21 protein-coding genes are annotated in these 20,742 nt (G+C 70.3%); 7 read left to right on the plus strand and 14 right to left on the minus strand.

Going from position 1 to position 20,742, the window contains the following annotated elements; translation table 11 throughout:
* Nucleotides 1–208: 208 nt before the first annotated feature.
* The 7 genes from ACFYWI_RS27355 to ACFYWI_RS27385 all read right to left on the minus strand — a co-directional run bounded on the left by ACFYWI_RS27355 (nt 209) and on the right by ACFYWI_RS27385 (nt 6,002).
* Nucleotides 209–997 carry an ABC transporter ATP-binding protein gene (locus tag ACFYWI_RS27355; protein WP_389237489.1) on the minus strand — a complete coding sequence of 263 codons (789 nt, stop codon included), beginning with the start codon at nt 995–997 and terminating at the stop codon, nt 209–211.
* A complete protein-coding gene (gene ntrB, locus ACFYWI_RS27360) occupies nt 994–1,890 on the minus strand; it encodes a nitrate ABC transporter permease (protein ID WP_389237491.1) in 897 nt (298 codons plus the stop codon). Before ntrB ends, ACFYWI_RS27355 begins: the two co-directional genes overlap by 4 nt.
* Nucleotides 1,887–3,119: an ABC transporter substrate-binding protein gene (locus ACFYWI_RS27365; protein ID WP_389237493.1), complete on the minus strand. Its 1,233-nt coding sequence runs from the start codon at nt 3,117–3,119 to the stop codon at nt 1,887–1,889. Before ACFYWI_RS27365 ends, ntrB begins: the two co-directional genes overlap by 4 nt.
* Nucleotides 3,120–3,340: 221 nt before the next feature.
* Nucleotides 3,341–3,688, minus strand: coding sequence for a peptidase inhibitor family I36 protein (locus ACFYWI_RS27370; RefSeq protein ID WP_389237495.1), 348 nt, complete (start codon nt 3,686–3,688; stop codon nt 3,341–3,343).
* Between the two features lie 109 nt (nt 3,689–3,797).
* On the minus strand, nt 3,798–4,112 hold the full coding sequence (locus ACFYWI_RS27375) for a MazG-like family protein (protein WP_389237497.1): 315 nt from the start codon (nt 4,110–4,112) through the stop codon (nt 3,798–3,800).
* A gap of 49 nt (nt 4,113–4,161) precedes the next feature.
* On the minus strand, nt 4,162–5,184 hold the full coding sequence (locus tag ACFYWI_RS27380) for a hypothetical protein (protein ID WP_389237499.1): 1,023 nt from the start codon (nt 5,182–5,184) through the stop codon (nt 4,162–4,164).
* A gap of 50 nt (nt 5,185–5,234) precedes the next feature.
* Nucleotides 5,235–6,002 carry an SDR family oxidoreductase gene (locus ACFYWI_RS27385; RefSeq protein ID WP_389237501.1) on the minus strand — a complete coding sequence of 256 codons (768 nt, stop codon included), beginning with the start codon at nt 6,000–6,002 and terminating at the stop codon, nt 5,235–5,237.
* A 132-nt stretch (nt 6,003–6,134) separates the two neighbouring features.
* On the opposite strand from ACFYWI_RS27385, the gene ACFYWI_RS27390 reads away from it, so the two are divergent.
* The 5 genes from ACFYWI_RS27390 to ACFYWI_RS27410 all read left to right on the plus strand — a co-directional run bounded on the left by ACFYWI_RS27390 (nt 6,135) and on the right by ACFYWI_RS27410 (nt 11,864).
* Nucleotides 6,135–7,769 (plus strand): alkaline phosphatase D family protein, encoded by a 1,635-nt coding sequence (locus ACFYWI_RS27390; protein WP_389237503.1) that lies wholly within the window; start codon nt 6,135–6,137, stop codon nt 7,767–7,769.
* A 73-nt stretch (nt 7,770–7,842) separates the two neighbouring features.
* On the plus strand, nt 7,843–9,183 hold the full coding sequence (locus ACFYWI_RS27395) for a Bcr/CflA family multidrug efflux MFS transporter (RefSeq protein ID WP_389237505.1): 1,341 nt from the start codon (nt 7,843–7,845) through the stop codon (nt 9,181–9,183).
* Between the two features lie 70 nt (nt 9,184–9,253).
* Nucleotides 9,254–10,249 (plus strand): small ribosomal subunit Rsm22 family protein, encoded by a 996-nt coding sequence (locus ACFYWI_RS27400; RefSeq protein ID WP_389237507.1) that lies wholly within the window; start codon nt 9,254–9,256, stop codon nt 10,247–10,249.
* A gap of 107 nt (nt 10,250–10,356) precedes the next feature.
* Nucleotides 10,357–10,974, plus strand: coding sequence for a TetR/AcrR family transcriptional regulator (locus ACFYWI_RS27405; protein ID WP_389237509.1), 618 nt, complete (start codon nt 10,357–10,359; stop codon nt 10,972–10,974).
* Between the two features lie 119 nt (nt 10,975–11,093).
* Nucleotides 11,094–11,864, plus strand: a complete 771-nt coding sequence (locus ACFYWI_RS27410; RefSeq protein ID WP_389237511.1) for a bifunctional DNA primase/polymerase — start codon at nt 11,094–11,096, stop codon at nt 11,862–11,864.
* A 242-nt stretch (nt 11,865–12,106) separates the two neighbouring features.
* Here ACFYWI_RS27410 and ACFYWI_RS27415 read toward each other — a convergent pair whose 3' ends face one another.
* From ACFYWI_RS27415 to efeO, 4 genes are read right to left on the minus strand one after another with little or no spacing between them, the layout of a single operon-like run.
* A complete protein-coding gene (locus tag ACFYWI_RS27415) occupies nt 12,107–13,045 on the minus strand; it encodes a hypothetical protein (RefSeq protein ID WP_389237513.1) in 939 nt (312 codons plus the stop codon).
* A complete protein-coding gene (efeU, locus tag ACFYWI_RS27420; protein WP_389237515.1) occupies nt 13,002–13,970 on the minus strand; it encodes an iron uptake transporter permease EfeU in 969 nt (322 codons plus the stop codon). Before efeU ends, ACFYWI_RS27415 begins: the two co-directional genes overlap by 44 nt.
* Nucleotides 13,971–13,992: 22 nt before the next feature.
* Nucleotides 13,993–15,246 (minus strand): iron uptake transporter deferrochelatase/peroxidase subunit, encoded by a 1,254-nt coding sequence (efeB, locus tag ACFYWI_RS27425; RefSeq protein ID WP_389237517.1) that lies wholly within the window; start codon nt 15,244–15,246, stop codon nt 13,993–13,995.
* Nucleotides 15,247–15,259: 13 nt separating this feature from the next.
* Nucleotides 15,260–16,402, minus strand: coding sequence for an iron uptake system protein EfeO (gene efeO / locus ACFYWI_RS27430; RefSeq protein WP_389237519.1), 1,143 nt, complete (start codon nt 16,400–16,402; stop codon nt 15,260–15,262).
* A gap of 243 nt (nt 16,403–16,645) precedes the next feature.
* Here efeO and ACFYWI_RS27435 point away from each other — a divergent pair, with 243 nt between their 5' ends.
* Nucleotides 16,646–17,338, plus strand: coding sequence for a PhzF family phenazine biosynthesis protein (locus tag ACFYWI_RS27435; RefSeq protein WP_389237521.1), 693 nt, complete (start codon nt 16,646–16,648; stop codon nt 17,336–17,338).
* Here the strand turns inward: ACFYWI_RS27435 and ACFYWI_RS27440 are convergent.
* Nucleotides 17,328–18,011, minus strand: a complete 684-nt coding sequence (locus tag ACFYWI_RS27440; protein WP_389237523.1) for a heme oxygenase (biliverdin-producing) — start codon at nt 18,009–18,011, stop codon at nt 17,328–17,330. The two genes, ACFYWI_RS27435 and ACFYWI_RS27440, sit on opposite strands and share 11 nt — an antisense overlap.
* A 166-nt stretch (nt 18,012–18,177) precedes the next feature.
* The gene (gene map / locus ACFYWI_RS27445) at nt 18,178–19,035 is read right to left on the minus strand and encodes a type I methionyl aminopeptidase (RefSeq protein ID WP_389237525.1); all 858 of its coding nucleotides are present in this window, start codon (nt 19,033–19,035) and stop codon (nt 18,178–18,180) included.
* A gap of 58 nt (nt 19,036–19,093) precedes the next feature.
* Here map and ACFYWI_RS27450 point away from each other — a divergent pair, with 58 nt between their 5' ends.
* Nucleotides 19,094–19,327 (plus strand): hypothetical protein, encoded by a 234-nt coding sequence (locus tag ACFYWI_RS27450; RefSeq protein ID WP_389237527.1) that lies wholly within the window; start codon nt 19,094–19,096, stop codon nt 19,325–19,327.
* A gap of 26 nt (nt 19,328–19,353) precedes the next feature.
* On the opposite strand, the gene ACFYWI_RS27455 is transcribed toward ACFYWI_RS27450, so the two are convergent.
* The gene (locus tag ACFYWI_RS27455) at nt 19,354–20,616 is read right to left on the minus strand and encodes an MFS transporter (RefSeq protein ID WP_389237689.1); all 1,263 of its coding nucleotides are present in this window, start codon (nt 20,614–20,616) and stop codon (nt 19,354–19,356) included.
* Nucleotides 20,617–20,742 lie beyond the last annotated feature (126 nt).

Below are 20,742 nucleotides of genomic sequence, written 5' to 3' on the forward strand. Positions count from 1 at the left end.
CTCTTAAAAGGGGCCGCGGGGTGCGCCCGCGCGGGCCCCACCCCCCCCCCCCCGCCCCCCCCCCGCCCGGGGGGGGGGGGGGGGGGGGGGGGCCCCCCCCGGGGGGGGGGGGGGCCCCCCGGGGGGCCCCCACCACCCGCAGCCACCTCACTCCTCTATCGACAACTCGAGCTCGGCGGGCGGGTATCGACCCCGGGACCGGCCGGGGCTATGCGGCCACCGCCTGGTCGGCGAGCAGCAGGGCGGCCAACTCCTCCTGGGTGGCGGCGTATGCCGGGTGGCCGGTGATCGTCGCGCGGTCCCGAGGACGCGGGATCGGCACCGGGATGATCGTGCGCACCGACGGCTCCGGCGGGTTGGACATGACCACGATCCGGTCGGCGAGCAGAATCGCCTCGTCGAGCCCGTGCGTGACCATGAGCACTTTCTCGGTCTCCGACTCGTTGCCCCACAGCTCGACGAGTTGTTGCTGCAACCGCGAGCGGGTGAGCGCGTCCAGCGCACCGAACGGCTCGTCCAGCAGCAGGGTGCGCGGTCCCACGGCGAAGGCCCTGGCGACCGCGGCGCGCTGGGCCATACCGCCCGATACCTGACCCGGGCGCTTGTCGCGGTGCTCCCACAGCCCGACGGCGGTCAGATACCGCTCGACCATGTCGTCGGCCTTTTTCCGGGACCAGTCCGGACGTGCCGCGCGAACGGCCTCGCGCACATTGGCAAGGAGGCTCAGCCGGGGCAGGAGTGAGTAGTTCTGGAAGACCATCGCCCGTTCCGGACCCGGCCCGGTGACAGTCCGACCGTCCACCACGACCTCACCCGCGTCCGGGCGGACCAGCCCACCGACCAGATTGAGCAGTGTCGACTTGCCGCAGCCCGAGTGGCCGATGAAGGAGACGAACTCGCCTTCGTCGACGGTCAGGTCGACACCCCGCAGGACATGCTGGGCTGCTGCACCCCTTCGGCGGAACGTCTTGTGCAGCGCGCGGATCTCGACGGTCACGACTGAACCTCCTCGATAGCCACCTTGCGCGAGACCCGTACCAGAATCACGTCAAGGACCAGGCCGACAAGACCGATCAGCACGATCGCGGCTACGACCGAGCTGAGGTTCCCGGCGTTGTACGAGTCCCATACGAAGAACCCGATCCCCGCATTACCCGAGAGCATCTCGACCGCCACGATGACCATCCATGCGATGCCCATCGACAGCCGCAGTCCGGTGATGACGGACGGCAAGGCGTTGGGCACGAGCACATGCCGCAGATAGGCCAGGCGGCCGAACCGGAAGACCCGCGCGACGTTGCGGTGGTCCCGCGGGATCTCCGCCGCGCCGGCCGCGGTGTTGATCAGCGTGGGCCAGAGCGCGGTAATGAAGATCACGAAAACCGAGGCCTGGTCGGCGTCCTTGAACGCGGTCAGCCAGATCGGGAACCACGCCAGCGGCGACACGGGGCGCAGCACCTGCACCACCGGGTTGAACGCCAGCCAGGCCCGGCGGCTCGCGCCGATGAGCAGGCCGGCCAGCACCCCGACCACAGCGGCCAGCGCGAAGCCGGTGAACACCCGCTGCAGTGAAATGCCCAGTTGCCGGCCTATCCCCTTGTCGTTCGGGCCGTTGTCGTAGAAGGGATCCGCCAGCAGGTCGGCCAGCGCCCGGGCCCCGTCGAGTGGGGCCGGGACATCGGTTGTCCAGGACGTGGCAAGCTGCCAGAGCAGCACGACGGTGGTGGAACCGACCACGGCCCAGCCGATGCCGCGGCCGACTTCGGCGAGCCGGCTCATCCGGGCTCCGGGGAAGGCGGGTCCGGCGTCGGGCGCGCCGGACGGATCGGGCCGGGTGGCCGGATCTGTCGGAGGATCGGCCTGGTCCGTGCCGGTCAGCGAGGTGGTCATGGCCGCTTCGCCTCTTCCTTCGGCTTGGCGGGGTCGAACGTCGCGCCATCGAGCTTGAGGGGGAACGGGCTCATGTCGTCGCCCGGTACGTCGATGCCCTCCTTGCCGGCGACCTCTTCATAGAGATCGCGCAGGATGATCTCATCGGCGATCTTGGCGTAGGGCGGTGCCTCCTTGAGCAGTCCGAAGCGCTGGTACTGGGTCAGGAACCAGATCGCGTGCGCGCGGCGCGGCGCGGAGGTCTTGCCGTCGCGGAAGAACATCATCTGATCGCCGCTGTACTTCTTCTCGCCGAGGTCCGCTCCCAGCTGATAGGTGCCCAGCAGCCGACCCTCGATCTCCTTCGGCGGCGCGTTGACGTACTGCGTGGCGCCGATGGTCGTCGCCGCCTTGGCGCGGTTCTCCAGGTCATCGAGCCACTTGGCGGCCTTGAGGACAGCCCCCATCACATCGGCCAGGACTTCTTTGCGCTCCGTCGCGAACTTGGCGCCGGCGACCAGGGCCTTCTCCGGGTGGTGCTGCCACAGGTCCTGGGTGGTCAGGTGGGTGAAGCCGATGCCCTGCTTGACGGCGACGGCGTTCCACGGTTCCCCGACGCAGTAGCCGTCCATGTTGCCGACCTTCATATTGGCGACCATCTGCGGTGGCGGAACGGGAACGATCTTGACGTTCGACAGATCTGCCTTGGTGGCTTTCAGCCAGTACCGCAGCCAGGTGTCGTGCGTGCCGCCGGGGAAGGTCATGGCCAGGGTCGGCGACTTCTTCTCCAGCAGCGCCCGGGCGGCTGCCAGGTCCGCGTAGCCGGCGTCGGCGAAGTCCTTCTTGAGGGTGATGGCCTGGCCGTTGTTGTTGAGCACCATGGCTATCTTCAGATCGGTCGAACCAGTGCCCGCGATCTTTGACGCAACGGAGAGCGGGAGGCTGAAGAGGGCATGAGCGGCATCGATCTGCCCGTTGAGCAGGTTGTCCCGCGTGGCCGGCCAGGATGCCTGCTTGATCAGTTCGACGTTGAGGTCGCGCTCGGCGAAGTACCCGAGTTCTTTCGCCATGATCAGCGGCGCGCAGTCGGTCAACGCGATGAACCCAAGTCGCACGGTACGGCCGGGCTTGGCTGACGTGGACGTCTTGTCGGCGGTTCCGCACGCGGTGAGGGCGCTGCCCAGCGAGGCAGTGAGGGCGGCTGTTCCGGTGAGGCGCAGGAAGCCTCTGCGCCCGAGGTTCTGTTCCATGGCCAGAACGTACGGGTCCACCGCGACGGCAGAATTGCGCGTGGGTCAAGGGCGCAAATCACACATCTCGCAGCCCGGCGGGCACGCAGTGTGAGGTGGACGAAACGAGCCGCGACCCGCTTGGAGGTCGGCTGCGCGCCGAGGCCGTCATCGAAGCGGCCGGCGGGCCGGGACGAAGTCCCCGCCGTCGTCATGACGGCGGGGCATCGCGTGGTGTCGGCTCAGCAGGCGCCCGGGCCCACCGCGTCCATGCGGCCGCCGAAGTCGCCGAGGTAGGCGCTGCGCCAGTCGCCGTTGTGCGACTGGCGCTTCTCGGTGGGCTCGTACGCGATGAAGCACGCATCGGTGGAGGCGACGAAGGAGCCCACATGGTCGTGGAGGGACGGGGGCATGTCGCGGTAGCCGCTGTTGGCAGTCCACTCCCACGAGGAGCCGCTGAAGTTCTGGCCGCTGAAGAAGCAGACGGAGCCGCCGGGACAGGAGGGGGCCGCGGCGGCGGCCTGGGCGGAGGAGGGGGCGGCGGCCGTAAGAAGGACGGTCGCGGCGAGGGTGCCAAGGACGGTGGTCATGCGTCGAATGGTCATGATCGACTTAACGGCGAGGACGGTGGAACGGTCACGCCAGGGGGCGTACCAGCGTGCCCCCGTCGGGCGCTTCACTATGTACGGCGACCTCTTGTCAGGTGTCCAGCGAGCGCTTCGCGACGAGCTCCAGGTGGGCGGCGAAGGTCTCCGCCGCTTCCGGAGTCAGGGTGCGCAGGGCCACCATCGCGGTGATGATCACGTCGCACAGTTCCGACTGGACGTCCTGCCAGTTGTGGGTCGTGCCCTTGCGCGGATTCTGGCCGGTCGCACCGATGACGGCCTGCGCCACCTCGCCGACCTCCTCCGAGAGCTTCAGGATCCGAAGCAACGTCTCCTGCTCCTGCGGGAATCGGCTGCGGGCGTGCAGCCAGGAGTGCAGGCGGGCGACCGTCTCCCAGGTGTGATCCATTCCGGCAGCCTCCCATGGGTAGGGTGCCGGAATAATAGACGCCCGGCGCCTAAGGGACGGTGGGTGCCGAACAGCCGTGACGGGCCGCCGAGTCCCGGGCGAAACGGCGCAGATCGTTCAGTTCCGCGGCGTTGAGCAGCTGCTTCGAGGGTTCCCGGTCCGCGTTCTCGGTCGGCGTGGCCCAGTACATCGCGATGTCGTCGGCGCCCTGGCACCGGGCGGAGGCCCAGGCGAAGTGGCGCGCATTGCCCGCCGGCCGTGACTGACCGCCGTACTCCCCGTCGCTCTCGCTTCGCGCGAACGGCCCGTACTCGGCATGCAGGGCCAGACCGTCTTCGAGGACGCAGTGCTCGACCGGGGCCGTGTCCGCCGCCGTCTCACGGAAGGCGCGGTGAGAAGTCAGGCCGGTGCAGGTGCCTTTCGGGAATTCGGCGGCGACGCTCGTGTCGGGGGGTGGCGGCGCGGGGTCCACCCGTTCGATCCGGGTGCCCGGGTCGGCGTGGCAGCCGGTGCGTTCGGCGGCGCGCTGCGCCGTGCCGGCGGCGACGCGGGCAAGGTTCCGCCGCGCGGAGGTGCTATGAGCGTCGGTGTAGCTCTTGGTGACGGTGACAAGGATGCCGCTGCCTTCACGGGAGTTCCAGTCGGGGCAGTCCAGCAGCACGGAGGCACCGAGTTCGTCCTCCTCCTCCGCGACAATGAATCCCGACCATCCGGAACCGAGCGGGACCGGCAGGACGTCGTCGCGGCGCTGGAAGGTGTAGTCACCGAACGGCGAGTGCGCGCCGCTCGCGGTCTGGATGTCCACCCATGTGCTGCCGATATGGCAGCGCGCGGCGAGCCCCGGCGGCTCCACCACACCGGACGAGACGTCGTACCCCCAGCTGGACAGCTTGAAGTCGTCGCCCGTCACGGCCATCGTTTCAGCGACCGGCAGCATGCCCGAGCACGCCTCGGACAGCTTGTGTTCGGGGGAGTGCCGCTCCAGCCACAGGTACCCGCCGCCCGCCAGGGCCGCGGCGGTGACCGCCGCCCCGCCCCGCTTCACCCAGATGTTGATGTCTCGCCAGCGCATCGCAGCAGGTTAGCCAGCGGGCTTCCGTGCCGGACCTCCGCCCCGGCCCTTCAGCCCCGCCCGATGAACGGCATCGTCGTCGCCAGGATCGTCGTGAACTGGATGTTCGCCGACAGTGGGAGTTCAGCCATCAGCCGCACCGTCCTGGACACGTCCGCCGCGTCCATCACCGGCTCCGGCGCCAGTTCGCCATTCGCCTGGAGGACTCCGGACCGCATACGGGCCGTCATGTCGGTGGCCGCATTGCCGATGTCGATCTGGCCGCAGGCGATGCCGTACGGGCGGCCGTCCAGCGACAACGACTTGGTCAGGCCCGTCAGCGCGTGCTTGGTGGCCGTGTAGGGCGCCGAGTCGGGACGTGGTGTGTGCGCCGAGATGGAGCCGTTGTTGACGATCCGGCCCCCCTGCGGGTCCTGTGCCTTCATCTGGCGGAACGCCGCCTGGGCGCACAGGAAGGCCCCCGTCAGGTTGACGTCGACCACCTTGCGCCAGGCCGTGTACGGCAGGTCCTCGAACGGGATACCGCCCGGGCCGAAGGTGCCCGCGTTGTTGAACAGGAAGTCCACACGGCCGTAGCGCTCGACCACCGCCGCGAAGAGCGCGGACACCGCCTCGGGGTCCGTCACATCCGTGGGTACGCACAGCACTTGCGCGTCCGGCCCCGCCAGCTCCGCGGTCTCCTCGAGCGCCTGTGCCCGGCGGCCGGCGAGCGCCAGTGACCAGCCGTCCGCGAGTGCCAGCGCGACGCTCCGGCCGATGCCCGAACCCGCACCTGTCACCACGGCGATCTTCTGTGCACGAACTGCACTTGCGTCCATGGACGCGCAGCGTACGCGCCGGCGGCGAACGGAACTCATCGGACCGACATCCGGATGTTGTGCCTCCGACAACACGGCTTCGTCGGCTGCCACTCCAATACCAACTGACAACAGCCGTCAGGGGAGGGGCACATGACACCCGCGCCGCACGACGACCACGCACCCGAACTCAGAGCAGCGGCCGCCCGGCACCTCGGCCGCCGCACTTTCCTGACCACCGCATCTGCCGCCGCCGCGCTCGCCTTCGCCGTCAATCTGCCCGGTACCGCGCACGCCGTCGAGGTGGACGCCCGGCAGATCGCCGAGGACCCGTTCACGCTGGGCGTGGCCTCCGGAGACCCCCATCCCGGGTCCGTCATCCTGTGGACCCGCCTCGCGCCCCGCCCGTACGAGCCCGGCAGCGGGCTGCCCCGGGCCCGGTTCACGGTGCGCTGGGAGCTCGCCCACGACGACCGCTTCACCCGGATCGCCAGGCGCGGAAGCGTCACCGTCCACCCGGAGTTCGACCACAGCGTCCATGTCGAGCCCACCGGCCTCGATCCGGACCGGGTGTACTTCTACCGCTTCCGCGCGGGGCAGTGGATCAGCCCGACCGGGCGGACCCGCACCGCGCCCGCCCGTGCCGCCCGTATCGCCGAGCTCAAGCTTGCTGCCGTGTCCTGCCAGGCGTACCACGACGGCTACTTCACCGCCTATCGGCACCTCGCCGACGAGGACCTCGATGTCGTCTTCCACCTCGGCGACTACCTCTACGAGTACGCCGTGAACTCCGTCGGCGGTGCGCGCAACTACACCGACCGCCGGCTGCCCGCGCTCTACAACCGCGAGACGATCACGCTCGAGGACTACCGGCTGCGCTACGGCCTCTACAAGTCCGACGCGGACCTGATGGCCGCGCACGCCGCCCACCCCTTCGTCGTCACCTGGGACGACCACGAGACCGAGAACAACTACGCGGACGAGATCCCCGAGAACGACGTACCGCGCGAGGAGTTCCTGCTGCGCCGGGCCGCGTCCTACCGCGCGTACTGGGAGAACCAGCCGCTGCGCAGTCCCCAGCAGCCCGAGGGCATCGACATGCAGCTCTACCGCAGGCTGCAGTTCGGGCGGCTCGCACAGTTCGACGTGCTCGACACCCGTCAGTACCGCTCCGACCAGGCCTACGGAGACGGCCTGGACATCCCGGGGCCCGAGTCCGAGGACCCCTCGCGCACCATGACCGGTGCGACCCAGGAGCGCTGGCTGATCGACGGCTGGCACGCGTCGCGGGCGCTGTGGAACGTCGTACCGCAGCAGGTCAACTTCTCCCGGCGCAAGCTGGACCTCAATCCCGTGGCCAAGGTCAGCATGGACTCCTGGGACGGCTACCCGGCCTCGCGGAACCGGATTCTCGACGGCGCCGCGGCGGCCGGGGTCGAGAACCTGATGGTCCTCACCGGTGACGTGCATGTCGCGTACGCGTACGACATCAAGCGGGACTACGACACCCCCGGCGCCAAGGTCGTCGGCACGGAGATCGTGGCGACATCCATCTCCAGCGGCAAGGACGGCGCGGACAGGCCGGCCACCTGGGAGACGTACACCAAGGCCAATCCGCACATGAAGTTCTACAACGGCCGCCGCGGCTATGTGACCGTCACGCTCGGCGAGCAGCAGGCGCGCGCCGACTTCCGTACGGTCGCCGCCGTCACCACGCCGGGCGCCGGCATCACCACGGCCGCGTCGTTCGTGACCGGGGCGGGCAACCCGGGCCTCCAGCAGGTCTAGCGGCGTACAGGGATTCGAGGACCATGGATTGAGCTGAGAACATGGTTGTTGAATCCATGAACAGGAGTTGCAGATGCCGGAGAGCGACCAGACCAAACAGGAGCATATGCCTCAGGTCGCCCCGGTATCCGCATCCCCTGCGGTGCCCGCGCCCGAACCTGTCCCTGAACCGGCGTCCGCGTCCGCCTCCGCTCCCGTCGTGGCGGCCCGCCGCGCCGGGCTCCTGGTCACTCTCGTCCTGGGCGGCCTCACCGCACTGCCGCCGCTGTCCATGGACATGTACCTCCCGGCGCTGCCCGCGGTCACCGACTCGCTGCACGCGCCCGCCGCGACCGTTCAGCTCACGCTCACCGCCTGCCTCGCGGGTATGGCGCTCGGCCAGCTCGTCGTCGGCCCGATGAGCGACAAGTGGGGGCGGCGGCGCCCGCTGCTCGTGGGGATGATCGTGTACGTCGCCGCCACCGCGATCTGCGCGCTGGCCCCGGGCATCGAACTGCTCATCGGCTTCCGGCTGTTGCAGGGGCTCGCGGGCGCGGCCGGTATCGTCATCGCCCGCGCGGTGGTGCGCGACCTGTACGACGGCGTGGAGATGGCCCGGTTCTTCTCGACTCTGATGCTGATCTCCGGCGTCGCACCGATCATCGCGCCGCTGATCGGCGGCCAGGTGCTGCGCGTCACCGACTGGCGGGGCATCTTCGTCGTCCTCACCGCCGTCGGCCTGCTGCTCACCCTCGTGGTGCTGAAGTGGCTGCACGAGACCCTGCCCGAGGAGAAGCGGCACAGCGGGGGCGTCGGCGAGGCGCTGCGCACCATGCGGGGACTGCTCGCCGACCGGGTCTTCACCGGGTACACGCTGGCCGGCGGTCTCGCCTTCGCCGCGCTGTTCGCGTACATCTCCGCGTCGCCGTTCGTGGTGCAGGAGATCTACGGGGCGTCGCCGCAGACGTTCAGCCTGCTCTTCGGACTCAACTCGATCGGCCTGATCACCGTCGGCCAGATCAACGGCAAGCTGCTGGTGGGCCGGGTCAGCCTGGACAAGGCGCTGGGCATCGGCCTGGCCGTGATCACGCTCGCCGCGACCGCGCTGCTGCTGATGACGTCGGGGGTCTTCGGCCGGGTGGGACTCGCGCCGGTCGCGGCCGGGCTGTTCGTGCTGATGTCCGCGATGGGTCTGGCGATGCCCAACACCAACGCGCTGGCGCTGACACGCACGCCGCATGCGGCGGGTTCCGCGTCCGCCCTGATCGGTACGTCGGCGTTCCTGATCGGCGCGGTCGCCTCGCCGCTCGTCGGGATCGCGGGCGAGGCGACCGCTGTGCCGATGGCCGTCGTCCAGCTGACGTGCGCGCTGGGGTCGGTCGGCTGCTTCCTGGGGCTGTGCCGCCCGTGGCAGCGACGCGGCGAGGCGGTCTGACTCCGGTGGGTCCCGGTGGTCCGCGTCCGGCGCATCCCGGCCGGGTCCGGATCGCTCGTAGAATCGGTCGGTGAACGTCACCGCTCCCACCGCCGAGACCCTGCGCAGTGCCCTGGCCGGACTGCTGGACGGGCTGCCGCCCACGCAGGCGGCGCAGGCCGTCGAGCGCCTGATCGCCAACTACCGGGGGACCACCCCGACCGATGCGCCGGTGCTGCGGGACCGTTCCGATGTGGCCGCGTACGCGGCGTATCGGATGCCCGCCACTTTCGAGGCGGTACGGTCCGCCCTCGCCGCCCTGCGCGCCGCAGCTCCCTCGTGGGCGCCGGCCACGCACACCGACATCGGAGGCGGCACCGGCGCGGCGAGCTGGGCGGTCGCGGACGCATGGGAGGAAGCGGCGCCCAGCACGACGGTGCTGGACTGGGCCGAGCCGGCCCTGACGCTGGGCCGCGAGCTGGCCGAGGCCTCCCAGGTGCCCGCGCTGCGCGCCGCGCGGTGGCAGCGTGCGCGGATCAGCTCGGCGCTCCGTATCGAGAGCACTGATCTGGTGACGGTGTCGTACGTCCTGAACGAACTGACGCCCCAGGACCGGAAGGCGGTCGTCGCCGAGGCGGCCCGTGCGGCCCAGGCGGTCGTGATCGTCGAACCCGGCACCCCCGACGGCTACGCCCGTGTCATCGAGGCCCGCGACGCCCTGATCGCAGCCGGCCTGCGCGTTGCGGCCCCCTGCCCGCACAGTGCGGCCTGCCCCATCGAGCCGGGCACCGACTGGTGCCACTTCGCGGCCCGGGTCTCCCGCTCCTCCCTGCACCGCCAGGTGAAGGGCGGCTCACTGCCGTACGAGGACGAGAAGTTCAGCTACGTCGCAGCCACCCGCTTCCCGGCCACCCCGGCCTCCTCCCGGATCACCCGCAAGCCCCAGATCCGCAAGGGGCTGGTGCTGCTCGACCTCTGCACATCCGACGAAGTCCTGGGGCGCGAGACGGTCACCAAGCGCCACGGCTCCCTCTACCGCGCGGCCCGCGACGCCGACTGGGGCGACGCGTGGCCTCCCGAGGGGTGAGGCGAGGGGGAGGGGCGCCTCCCCACGCGCCGCCGGCCCGTCCACCTCGGTCGGCGACGTACATCCAGGCGAGACGTCTCGTCTCCTGCCTCGGTAGGTTGAGTGCCATGACCGAGTCCAAGGCGCCCGTCTCCTCCCGCCGCAGCGAGCGCTCCCGCCGCGCGATCTACGACGCCGCCCTCGCCCTCGTCGGCGAGGTCGGCTACGCACGCACGACCATCGAGGGCATCGCCGCCCGCGCAGGCGTCGGCAAGCAGACCATCTACCGCTGGTGGCCCTCGAAGGCCGCCGTCCTCCTCGAGGCCTTTCTCGACCTCGCCGACCAGGCTGCCGAGGCCGTGGGGCCGGGACAGTACGAGATCCCCGACACCGGGGACCTCGAGGCCGATCTGCGGCACGTACTGCGCGCCACCGTCGACGAGCTGACCAGCCCTGCCTACGACGCCCCCGCCCGCGCGCTCGCCGCCGAGGGCGTGGTCGATGCCGAGCTGGGTGCCACGTTCGTCGAGAAACTGCTCGAACCGCAGCTCCAGCTGTATGCGACGCGGCTGCGCTCCGCCCGGCGCAAGGGGCAGGTACGGGACGACCTCGATCCCCGTATCGCCCTGGAACTGTTCGTGGGCCCCCTCGCCCACCGCTGGCTGCTGCGCACCCTCCCCCTGACCCACGACTACGCCGACCGGATCGTCGACTACGCCGTGAACGGCCTCGCTCCACGAGGCTGAGACCGGCAAGGGAACACATGCGCAGGTACCCCGGTTGAGGGCAGTGGCCACCCGGGGAGCAGGATGGTGGGACCATGGCAGAGTCCGGCGTGGGGCGAGCGTGAGGTGTGAGGGGATAGATGGGCGACGGTATCGGCCGCTACCGCGGCACGGAGGGCAGGCTTTCCGGGGGGACGAGGCTGGCACAGTGGCTGCGCCGCCGCCCCAAGGACACCGACGCCGAGGACTCGCAGCGCGAGGCTCTGCTCCTGGCCTCCGCCGCCGCCGGACTGCCGCTGGCACCCGCCGCGTATCCCGTCGGCTACAGCTGTTCCTGTGAGCGCATCGGTTGTCCCACGCCCGCCACCCACCCGGTCTCGTTCGCCTGGCAGACCCAGTCGACCACCGACCGCGGGCAGATCGAGCGCTGGGCCAGCCACCAGCCCGAGGCCAACTTCATCACCGCGACCGGCATGGTCCACGACGTCCTGGACGTACCGCTGGAGGCCGGTCGCAGTGCGCTCGAGCGGCTGCTGGAGCAGGGAATCGACGTCGGCCCGGTGGCCGAGTCCGGAGGCAGCGGCGACGAGGGCCGGATGCTCTTCTTCACCGCGACCCGCGGCACCCCCGAGGACGAGGACGAGTGGTGGCCCTGCGCGCTGGACTGCCATCCCGAGACGATGGACGAGCATCCGGGGCTGCGCTGGCACTGCCGTGGCAGCTATGTGCTCGTACCCCCCGCCCGGCTGCCGGGCGACGGCGACCGCGCGGTCGCCTGGCTACGCGGCCCGGAGCATCCGCTTCCGGACCCGCTGACGCTGCTGGAGACCCTGACGGACGCCTGCGCGCGGTATGCGGGCGAGATGGAGGAGTCGGAGCGGCACGACGCGGCCTGGCCACTCGGCCGCTGAGCGGACCGGGACGAGGCGGGATCCGGCTGCATCGCGCCGCGCCGCCTGCCGGACGGCGCCGCCGAGCGCATCGGGCTCCTGACCGCACCGGACTGCTGACAGGACCACGCCAGCCGACCGGGTCGGGCTCCTGGTCCCACCTGACCGCGCCGCTCACCGCACGGGACTGCTGACCGGACCGCGCTGCCCACCGCACCGCGTCGGCGGCGACCGGAACGGTCCGGGCTCGGTGCGGCACCCGGTCAGGAACCCTTCGCCGCCGTCAGACCTGTCAGCCGGCCCAGCACCGTCACCCGGCCTGCGCCGTCACCGGCCTCGGAACCGGCGGCCCCGCCCCCGCCCAGCGGGACCGTCACGGCCTGGCTGGACACCCGCTCCTTGGTGATCGTGGATTTCACCTGACCGGTGAGCAGCGCCTTCACGTCCTGGTTGACGTTCAGCCGCACACCCTTCGCCGCCGTCTGTCGTTCGTAGTTGCGCATCGAGAAGAAGACCAGCGCCCCGCCGTCCTGGGTGAAGAGTCCCAGCGGCGCGAAGTCCCCTGTGTCCAGCGGCTGATCGATGTACTGCGTGGACATCCCCGGCAGACGGGCGTCCTTCTTGCGGGACTCGCGCCACCCGGAGGTGTGCGGACCCGCCGCGAAGCGCTCCGGCTTCCCGTTCTGCAGATACGAGGAGTAGTCCTCGCTCAGATCGCGCGGCGCGACCGCCAGTGCGCCGCTGTCCGGGGCCACAGCCTCCGCGAAACCGTCCTTGTCGGTCCTGAAGGCCGGGATCTCCTTCGGCGTGAGGATCGTCAGATACGCGGCCTTCCAGCCGTCGTCGACACCGTTGCGCACGAAGACGAGCAGCCACCGGTTGTCCGACCGGCCGTTGTCCTGGTCCCGGTTGGAGTCGGTGTCCGCCACGAACCAGCGCGGCCAGCCCGCCTTCTTCGGGATGGTGAACCTCGTGTCCGTCAGCTCCAGCGGCACATGGCCGGGGTTGCCGTCGGGGAAGTTCACCTGCCGCGCCTTCAGCCCGGCCTGGTTGATCGCGCCGAGGGCGCCGGTGACATGGTTGGCGTCGAGAGCGGGGTCGTACGCCTTGTCGGCCTCGTTGTACGCGTCGGTGAAGTCCTTGAGCGCCTTCTCGGCCTCAGACCTCGTCGCCGTCGGGACGACCTCCCGTTCCCCGTGCACCGTCACGCACCCGCTCGCCGTCAGGGACAGCACCGCCGTCGCCGCGAGTCCCGTCGCCGCCCGACCCAGCCTTCTCATCGGTTGCCTTCTGCTCCTCGACCCGCACTGACCGTCCGAACCGTCCGAACCCTACCGGGGCCAGGAACAGTCCGAGCGTCGGGACCAGATACAACAGCCACACCGTGACCTGGAGGACGGTCGGGTCGGGCTGGAAGTTGAACACGCCCTTCAGCAGGGTGCCGTACCAGCTGTCCGGCGGAATCGTGGAGCTGACGTCGAAGGCCTTGTTCGCCAGACCGCCCACGAAGCGGGCCTCCTGGAGGTCATGCACGCCGTAGGCGAGAACACCGGCTGCCACGATCACGAGCATGCCGCCGGTCCAGGTGAAGAACTTCGCCAGGTTGATCCTCAGGGCGCCCCGGTAGAACAGCCAGCCCAGCACGATCGCGGTGGCGATGCCCAACAGCACGCCGATCAGCGGCGCCGAAGAGCCCTCGCCGCTGGCGCGCACCGACGCCCACACGAACAGCGCGGTCTCCAGGCCCTCCCGGCCCACGGCCAACAGCGCGGTGGCAACCAGCGCACCCGTGCCCAGTTGCAGCGCCGCGTCGAGCCTGCCGTGCAGCTCGCTCTTCAGATGCCGGGCGGTACGCCGCATCCAGAAGACCATCCACGTCACCAGACCGACGGCGATGATCGACAGCGATCCGCCGAGCATCTCCTTCGCCTCGAAGGTCAGCTCCTGGGAGCCGAACTCCAGGGTGGCGCCGAAGGCCAGTGAGATGGCGCAGGCGGTCCCGATGCCGGTCCAGACCGGGCGCAGCGCGTCGCGGCGATCGGTCTTGACCAGGTAGGCGACGAGGATGCAGACGACCAGGCTCGCCTCCAGCCCCTCGCGCAGGCCGATCAGATAGTTGCCGAACATGCGGGTCCTTCCACTGCGTTCGTCACGAGAACAGCTCCCGCCCCCACCAGTCGTCCTTGTCGCGGACGCCCGGCGGGACGGCGAACAGCGCCGAACCCACGTGCTGGATGTACTCGTTGAGGTCGTCGTGCGCGGCGAGCTGTCGCTGCACCGGGACGAACCCCTTGTGGACGTCGCGCTGGTAGGCGAGGAAGAACAGCCCCGCGTCCAGCCGGCCCAGACCGTCGGTGCCGTCCGTGAAGGAGTAGCCGCGGCGCAGCATCCGGGCTCCGCCGTTGGTGTCCGGATGCGCGAGCCGCACATGGGCGGTCGGCAGCATCGCGGGCAGATACGGCTCGTCGTGCTCCTTGGCCTTGCCGACGGCGGCACCTTCGCCCTTGTCCCGGCCGAAGATGTCCTCCTGCTCCTGCAGTGAGGTGCGGTCCCAGGTCTCGATGTTCATCCGGATGCGGCGCGCCACCAGGTACGAGCCGCCGGCCAGCCACGCCGGACCGTCCTTCTTCGACACCCACACATGCTTCTCGAGCTCCGCCGTGTCGGTGCCCGCGATGTTCCGGGTGCCGTCCTTGAAGCCCATCATGTTGCGCGGGGTCTGGGCCTCCGGCGTCGTCGACGAGGTCTTGCCGAACCCGAGCTGCGACCAGCGGACGGCGACCTTGCCGAAGCCGATCCGGGCGAGGTTGCGGATGGCGTGCACGGCGACCTGCGGGTCGTCGGCGCAGGCCTGCACACACAGGTCGCCTCCGCTGCGCGCCGGGTCGAGGTTGTCGCCGGGGAACGTGGGCAGCTCGACCAGGGCGGCGGGGCGCCGGCCCTCCAGACCGAACCGGCCCTTGTCGAAGAGGGTCGTACCGAAGCCGATCGTCAGGGTGAGCCGCGACGGCTTGAGGCCCAGCGCCTCGCCGGTGTCGTCCGGCGGCGCCTCCGGCAGACCGCCGAAAGCGCCTTCGCCGACCGCGTGACCGGCCGACATACGCTCGGCGGCCCGGGTCCAGTCCTTGAGGAGCTGCACCAGTTCGGCGCGGTCCTTCGTCTTCACATCGAAGGTCGCGAAGTGCAGCCGGTCCTGAACCGCCGTCGCGATACCCGCCTGGTGCGTGCCGTGGAACGGCACGGCCGCGCCGCTGTCCGCGGCGGGCACAGGGGTGTCGCCGCGGCCCAGAGCGACGGCCGCACCGCCGGCCGCGGCGGCGCCGAGCGCGAGTCCGGCACCGCCCCAGCCGAGAAGGGAGCGGCGCGACGGCGCACCGTCGCTGCTCTGCGTCTGCTCCGTCATCGTGACCTCTCCCTTACTTCACAACGGCGGCGGCGAGCTTGGACAGCGGCTCGGCAAGGGCGTTGACGGCGTCGCTGAGCTCCTTGCGGTCCGCCTTGCCGACCTTGTCGTAGGAGGTGAACTCGTACGAGCTCTTGTCCTCGCGGTACTTGTCGAGCAGCGTGTTCAGCGCAGCGAACTGCTTGTCCAGTTCGGCGACCAGCTTCGGGTCGTTCTTGGAGGCGACCGGCTTCAGCAGCTCGTAGGACTTCTGCGCGCCCTCGACGTTCGCCTTGAAGTCGACCAGGTCGGTGTGGGAGTAACGCTCCTCCTCACCGGTGACCTTGCCGGTGGCGACCTCGTCCAGCAGCTCCTTGGCGCCGTTGGCCATGAAGGTGGGGGTGAGCTCGGCCGTGCCGACCTTGTCGACCCAGGCGGCGAGGTCGGCATCGAGGGTGTCGGCGATGGCCTTCTCCTCGGCGCCGAGCTTCTTGTCCTGCCACAGCGCCTTCTCCAGGCGGTGCCAGCCGGTCCACTTCTGGCCCTTCTCCAGGCCGTCCTCGCGGACGTCGACCTTCGGGTCGATGTCACCGAAGGACTCGGCGACCGGCTCGGTGCGCTCCCAGCCGATACGGGAGTCGGCGTACGCCTTCTTCGCGGCCTCGATGTCGCCCTTGCGCACGGCGTCCGTGAACACCTTCACCTTGGGCAGGGTCTCGTCGGCCTGCTGCTGCACGTACGTGCGGTACGCGGCGACCGCGGCGTCCTTCTCCGGGCTGCGCTTGGCGACCTTGCCGTCGCCGGTCGCCTTGACCTTCTGACGGATGCCGTCGCCCTTCATGCCGGGCTTGCACGCGATCTCGTAGTCACCGGGCTTCACCTCGGCGGTGAGCTCGCGCTTGAGGCCGGGGCCGATGTTCTCCAGCTCGGTGACGATGCGGTCGTCGGGGAAGAGGATGTAGACCTCGGTGACCTTGGCGCCCTTGTTCTCGATGTCCAGCTGGATGTGGCCGGCCGGGAACTCCTTCTTCGAGACCTCGCAGGCGTCATCCTTGGCGACCACCTCGATGGCGCCGTTGTCGCCCTTGGCGTCGCTCTTGTCTGCGCAGCCCGTGACGGCGGTCAGAGCCGCGACCGTGGCGGCGGCGGTGACAACGGAAAGGCGGACGGGGCGCATGCGGGCTCCATGGGTGTACGGGGCTGGACTGAGGCGGACCTAACTTAACCGAGCCTTACCTGAGTGCCACCCCACCGTTCAGTGATTCAGCTCTCATGGATTCCGGTGGGCCACGGTGAGGTCACGGAGCCTTCACGGCAGCCCCACGGTCCGGTCAAGCGGGGGTCAAGCCCGTCGCGCGACGACGACGGCGTCGTCCGGACGGGGAGGCCGTGCGGCGGTGCTTGATGCTTGAATGCCGGAGTGAACGAACTCGACGTGCTCGACGTGCTCCACGTCTTCTGCGGGCCGGACGGACGGTACGGCAACGCCCTCGGTGTGGTCCGCGACCCCCGCGGCTATCCGGACCAGGCGTCGCGTCAGGCGCTCGCCGCCGAGCTCGGGTTCAGCGAGACCGTGTTCGTCGACGACCCCGAGCGCGGCGTCGTCGACATCTACACGCCCGGTGTGCGGCTGACCTTCGCGGGACATCCGCTCGTCGGCACCGCATGGCTGCTCGACCTGGAGTCCGTGAACCCGCCCGCGGGCGAGGTATGGGTGCGTCAGGACGGGGAGTTCACCTGGATCACCGCGCACGCCGACTGGGCGCCACCGCGCCGTCTGGAGCAGTACGCCTCGCCGGAGGAGGTCGACGCCCTGCCCGCCCCGCCCCCGGGCGAGGGCTGGCTGTACGCGTGGGCCTGGGAGGACGAGGCCGCCGGCCGCGTACGGGCCCGGGCGTTCCCGCGGCGCGACGACACCATCGTCGAGGACGAGGCCACGGGGGCGGCGGCGCTGCTGCTGACCGACCGGCTCGGCCGGGCCCTGAACATCATTCAGGGCAAGGGATCGCAGATCCTGACCGCTCCCGGCCCCGACGGGCTGATCGAGATCGGCGGGCGCGTGCGCCTCGCGGCGCCCGCGCCGGTGGCCCGACGGGCCACGCTCATGCGCTGAGCGGGCCCCTGTGACCCGATGCGGTCGCCGCCCCCAGCTCACGGAACACGGCGCCGTTGAGGTCGAAGGCCCGCTTGCACTCGTCGACGATCCGCTGCTTCTCCAGATCGTCCGCGTTCACCGCGTCCAGCAGCTCGCGGTAGCCACGCTTGAACGCCGCCGGGTTCGGGATCTGCTCGAAGACGTAGAAGCGGACACCGTCTCCCTTGCGCGCGAAGCCCCACGTCCTCTCGGCCTTGTCGCGGATGATCTGGCCGCCCGAGAGGTCCCCGAGATAGCGGGTGTAGTGGTGGGCCACGTATCCCGCGGGCCAGCTGTGGGCGCAATCGGCGATCCGGTCGGCGTACGCGGTGGTGGCGGGCAGTGCCGCGAGGCCCGCGCGCCAGTCCGGGCCGCGCAGATGTGCCAGATCGCGCTCCAGCGCAGCGGTGCGCATCAGCTCGGGCCGGATGAACGGCCCGGCGACCGGGTCGTCCCGCAGTGCCCCGGCCGCGTCCTCCAGCGCCCGGTACACGAACCAGAGCTGCTCGGTGTAGCGCGCGTACGCCGCGACGCCGAGGCGGCCGCCGAGCAGATCGCTCATGAAGGCCGAGGTCTCCGCCCGGGTGTGCTGTTCGTGCGAGGCGACCCGGATCAGCGTCGAGAAGGGCGTGCCGGGGGCGGTGGCATCCAAGGCGGGCCTCCAGGGACCGTGGCCGATGAGGACGGGAGGGAAGCGGTGGCGGCGCAGGCCTGTGCCGCCACCGGTTGCTCGACTCGGGCTCAGCCAACTGCTTGGTCTCGCCTGAGTCTATGTGTTCCCGACGTCCTGTCGGTAAAAACGCTACCCCGCCTTCCGCTCACGGCAACGTGAGAATCTCCGCCCCGCTGTCCGTCACCACCAGCGTGTGCTCGAACTGCGCGGTGCGCTTGCGGTCCTTGGTGACGACCGTCCAGCCGTCGTCCCACATGTCGTACTCGTAGGTGCCGAGGGTGAGCATGGGCTCGATCGTGAAGGTCATCCCGGGCTGCATGACGGTGGTCGCGTGCGCGGCGTCGTAGTGCGGAATGATCAGCCCGGAGTGGAAGGACGAGTTGATCCCGTGCCCGGTGAAGTCGCGGACGACCCCGTAGCCGAAACGCTTGGCGTACGACTCGATCACCCGGCCGATGACATTGACCTGGCGGCCCGGCTTCACCGCCTTGATCGCACGGTTGAGCGACTCGCGCGTCCGCTCCACCAGCAGCCGCGACTCCTCGTCCACGTCGCCGCACAGATAGGTGGCGTTGTTGTCGCCGTGCACGCCGTCGATGTACGCGGTGACGTCCAGATTCACGATGTCGCCGTCGCGCAGGACCGTCGAGTCCGGGATCCCGTGACAGATCACCTCGTTGACCGACGAGCACAGCGACTTGGGGAAGCCGCGGTAGCCGAGGGTCGACGGGTACGCGCCGTGGTCGCACATGAACTCGTGCGCGACCCGGTCCAGTTCGTCCGTGGTCACCCCCGGAGCGATGTGCTTGGCGGCCTCCTCCATCGCCTGCGCGGCGATACGGCCCGCGATACGCATCCGCTCGATGGTGTCGGAGTCCTGGACCTCCGGCCCCGTGTACGGGGTGGGCGCGGGCTTCCCGACGTACTCGGGGCGCGGGATGGAGCCCGGGACGGAACGGGTGGGAGAGAGCTCGCCTGGAACGAGCAGCGACTGGCCAGACATGCCAGCGAGTCTAACCAGGGCCCATGGGGCAGCATGGCCTTGGAGGAAGGAGCCGACGATGGCCCTGTTCAAGAAGCGCACGGTGGGCAAACCGGGCGAGTGGTACTACTGCCTGGAGCACAAGAAGGTCGAGGAGGGCCCCGAGTGCCCGGCCAAGGACCGCTTCGGTCCGTACGCCACCCGTGCGGAGGCGGCGCACGCGATGGAGATCGCCCGGGAGCGGAATCTCGAGTGGGAGAACGACCCGAGGTGGCACGACAGTGCCCCGACGGGCAACGACGACGCGTCCTGAGCCGGGACAGCGCCTGGCCGCTCGCTTCACGACTGCGCCGCCGCATCCTCCTTCTGGGCGCGGCGGCGCAGCGCGTCCTCGTCGGTCGCCGCGTCGTACGTCAGGAGTTTCGGCAGCGCCGCGGCCAGCAGCCCCACTGACGCCAGACAGGCGAGCCCACCGCTCCAGATCGCCGGCCGTGTCCCCGTCCAGCCCGCCATCGCACCCGCGCGGACCTGGCCCAGCTGGGGGCCGACGCTGTACGAGAGCACCTCTATGCCCGCGAGCCGGCCGCGCAGCTCCTGCGGGATCGTCTGGTTCCAGATCGTGGAGCGGCCCAGTCCGCTGAGCATGTCCCCGGCCCCCGCGAACGCCAGGCAGAGCAGCACCAGCCACACGTTCGAGAACCAGCCGGCCGCGGCGACCGACAGGCCCCAGCCCGCCGCACCGAACACCACGAACAGCCCGTGCCGCCGCACCCGTGAGGTCCAACCGCTGGTCAGGCTGAGCACCACGGAACCGACCGAGCCCGCCGCGTACATCAGCCCCAGCGCCCATTCGGCGTCCAGATCGTCCGCGAGGAACGGGAAGATCGTGTTCGGAAAAGCGAAGAGCATCGCGGCCAGGTCGATCGCATACGTCCCCAGCAGCACCGGCCTGCTCCATGCGTACCGCGCGCCCTCCGCGATGCCCCGCAGCGACGGCTTCTGCGCGTCGTGGGCCGGCGGCGCCGGGTCCAGGCGCAGACACAGCAGAACGGACACGACGAAGGCCGCGAACGTGATCCCGTACGCCGTGGCATGCCCCCCGTACGCCACCACCAGACCGGCCAGCGCAGGTCCGGCGATCGCGCTGAGCTGCCAGCGCACGGAGTTCAGCGCGGCGGCCGCGGTGAGCTGGTCGTGAGGCACGATCCGGGCGATCAGCGAGTCCAGCGCCGGGCGCTGCATACCGGCCAGCGCGGAGACGCCGGCAGCGACCAGATACAGCGGCCAGAGCATCGGCTGCGGGAGCAGCGCGTTCACGAGCAGGACGACGGCCAGCACTCCGAGCCCTGCCTCCGTGCCGAGGATCAGCTTCCGTCGGTCGGCGGCGTCGGCGAGCGCCCCGCCGTACAGCCCGAAGACGATGAGCGGGACCAGCTCCACGGCGCCCATCGCCCCGACCGCCAGCGGCGACCCGGTGAGCTCCTTGATCTGGAGCGGCAGCGCGACCATCGCCATGAAGCTGCCGAAGTAGGTGATCAGACCCTGCACCCACAGCAGGCGGAAGCCGCGGGAGGACCGCCAGGGCCCCAGGTCGGGCAGGATCGAGAACCTTCGTGAGGCCGCTGTGGGCGCCGCGGTCGCAGGGGGCGCCGGGGTCTCGGAGGACTGGGTCACAAGGGGCCATGCTCTGGGCGGCCGCCGGCCCGCGGCAACCGGTTATTCGCGGCG

Origin of the sequence: Streptomyces sp. NPDC002889, assembly GCF_042888425.1 — a bacterium.
Taxonomy (GTDB): domain Bacteria; phylum Actinomycetota; class Actinomycetes; order Streptomycetales; family Streptomycetaceae; genus Streptomyces.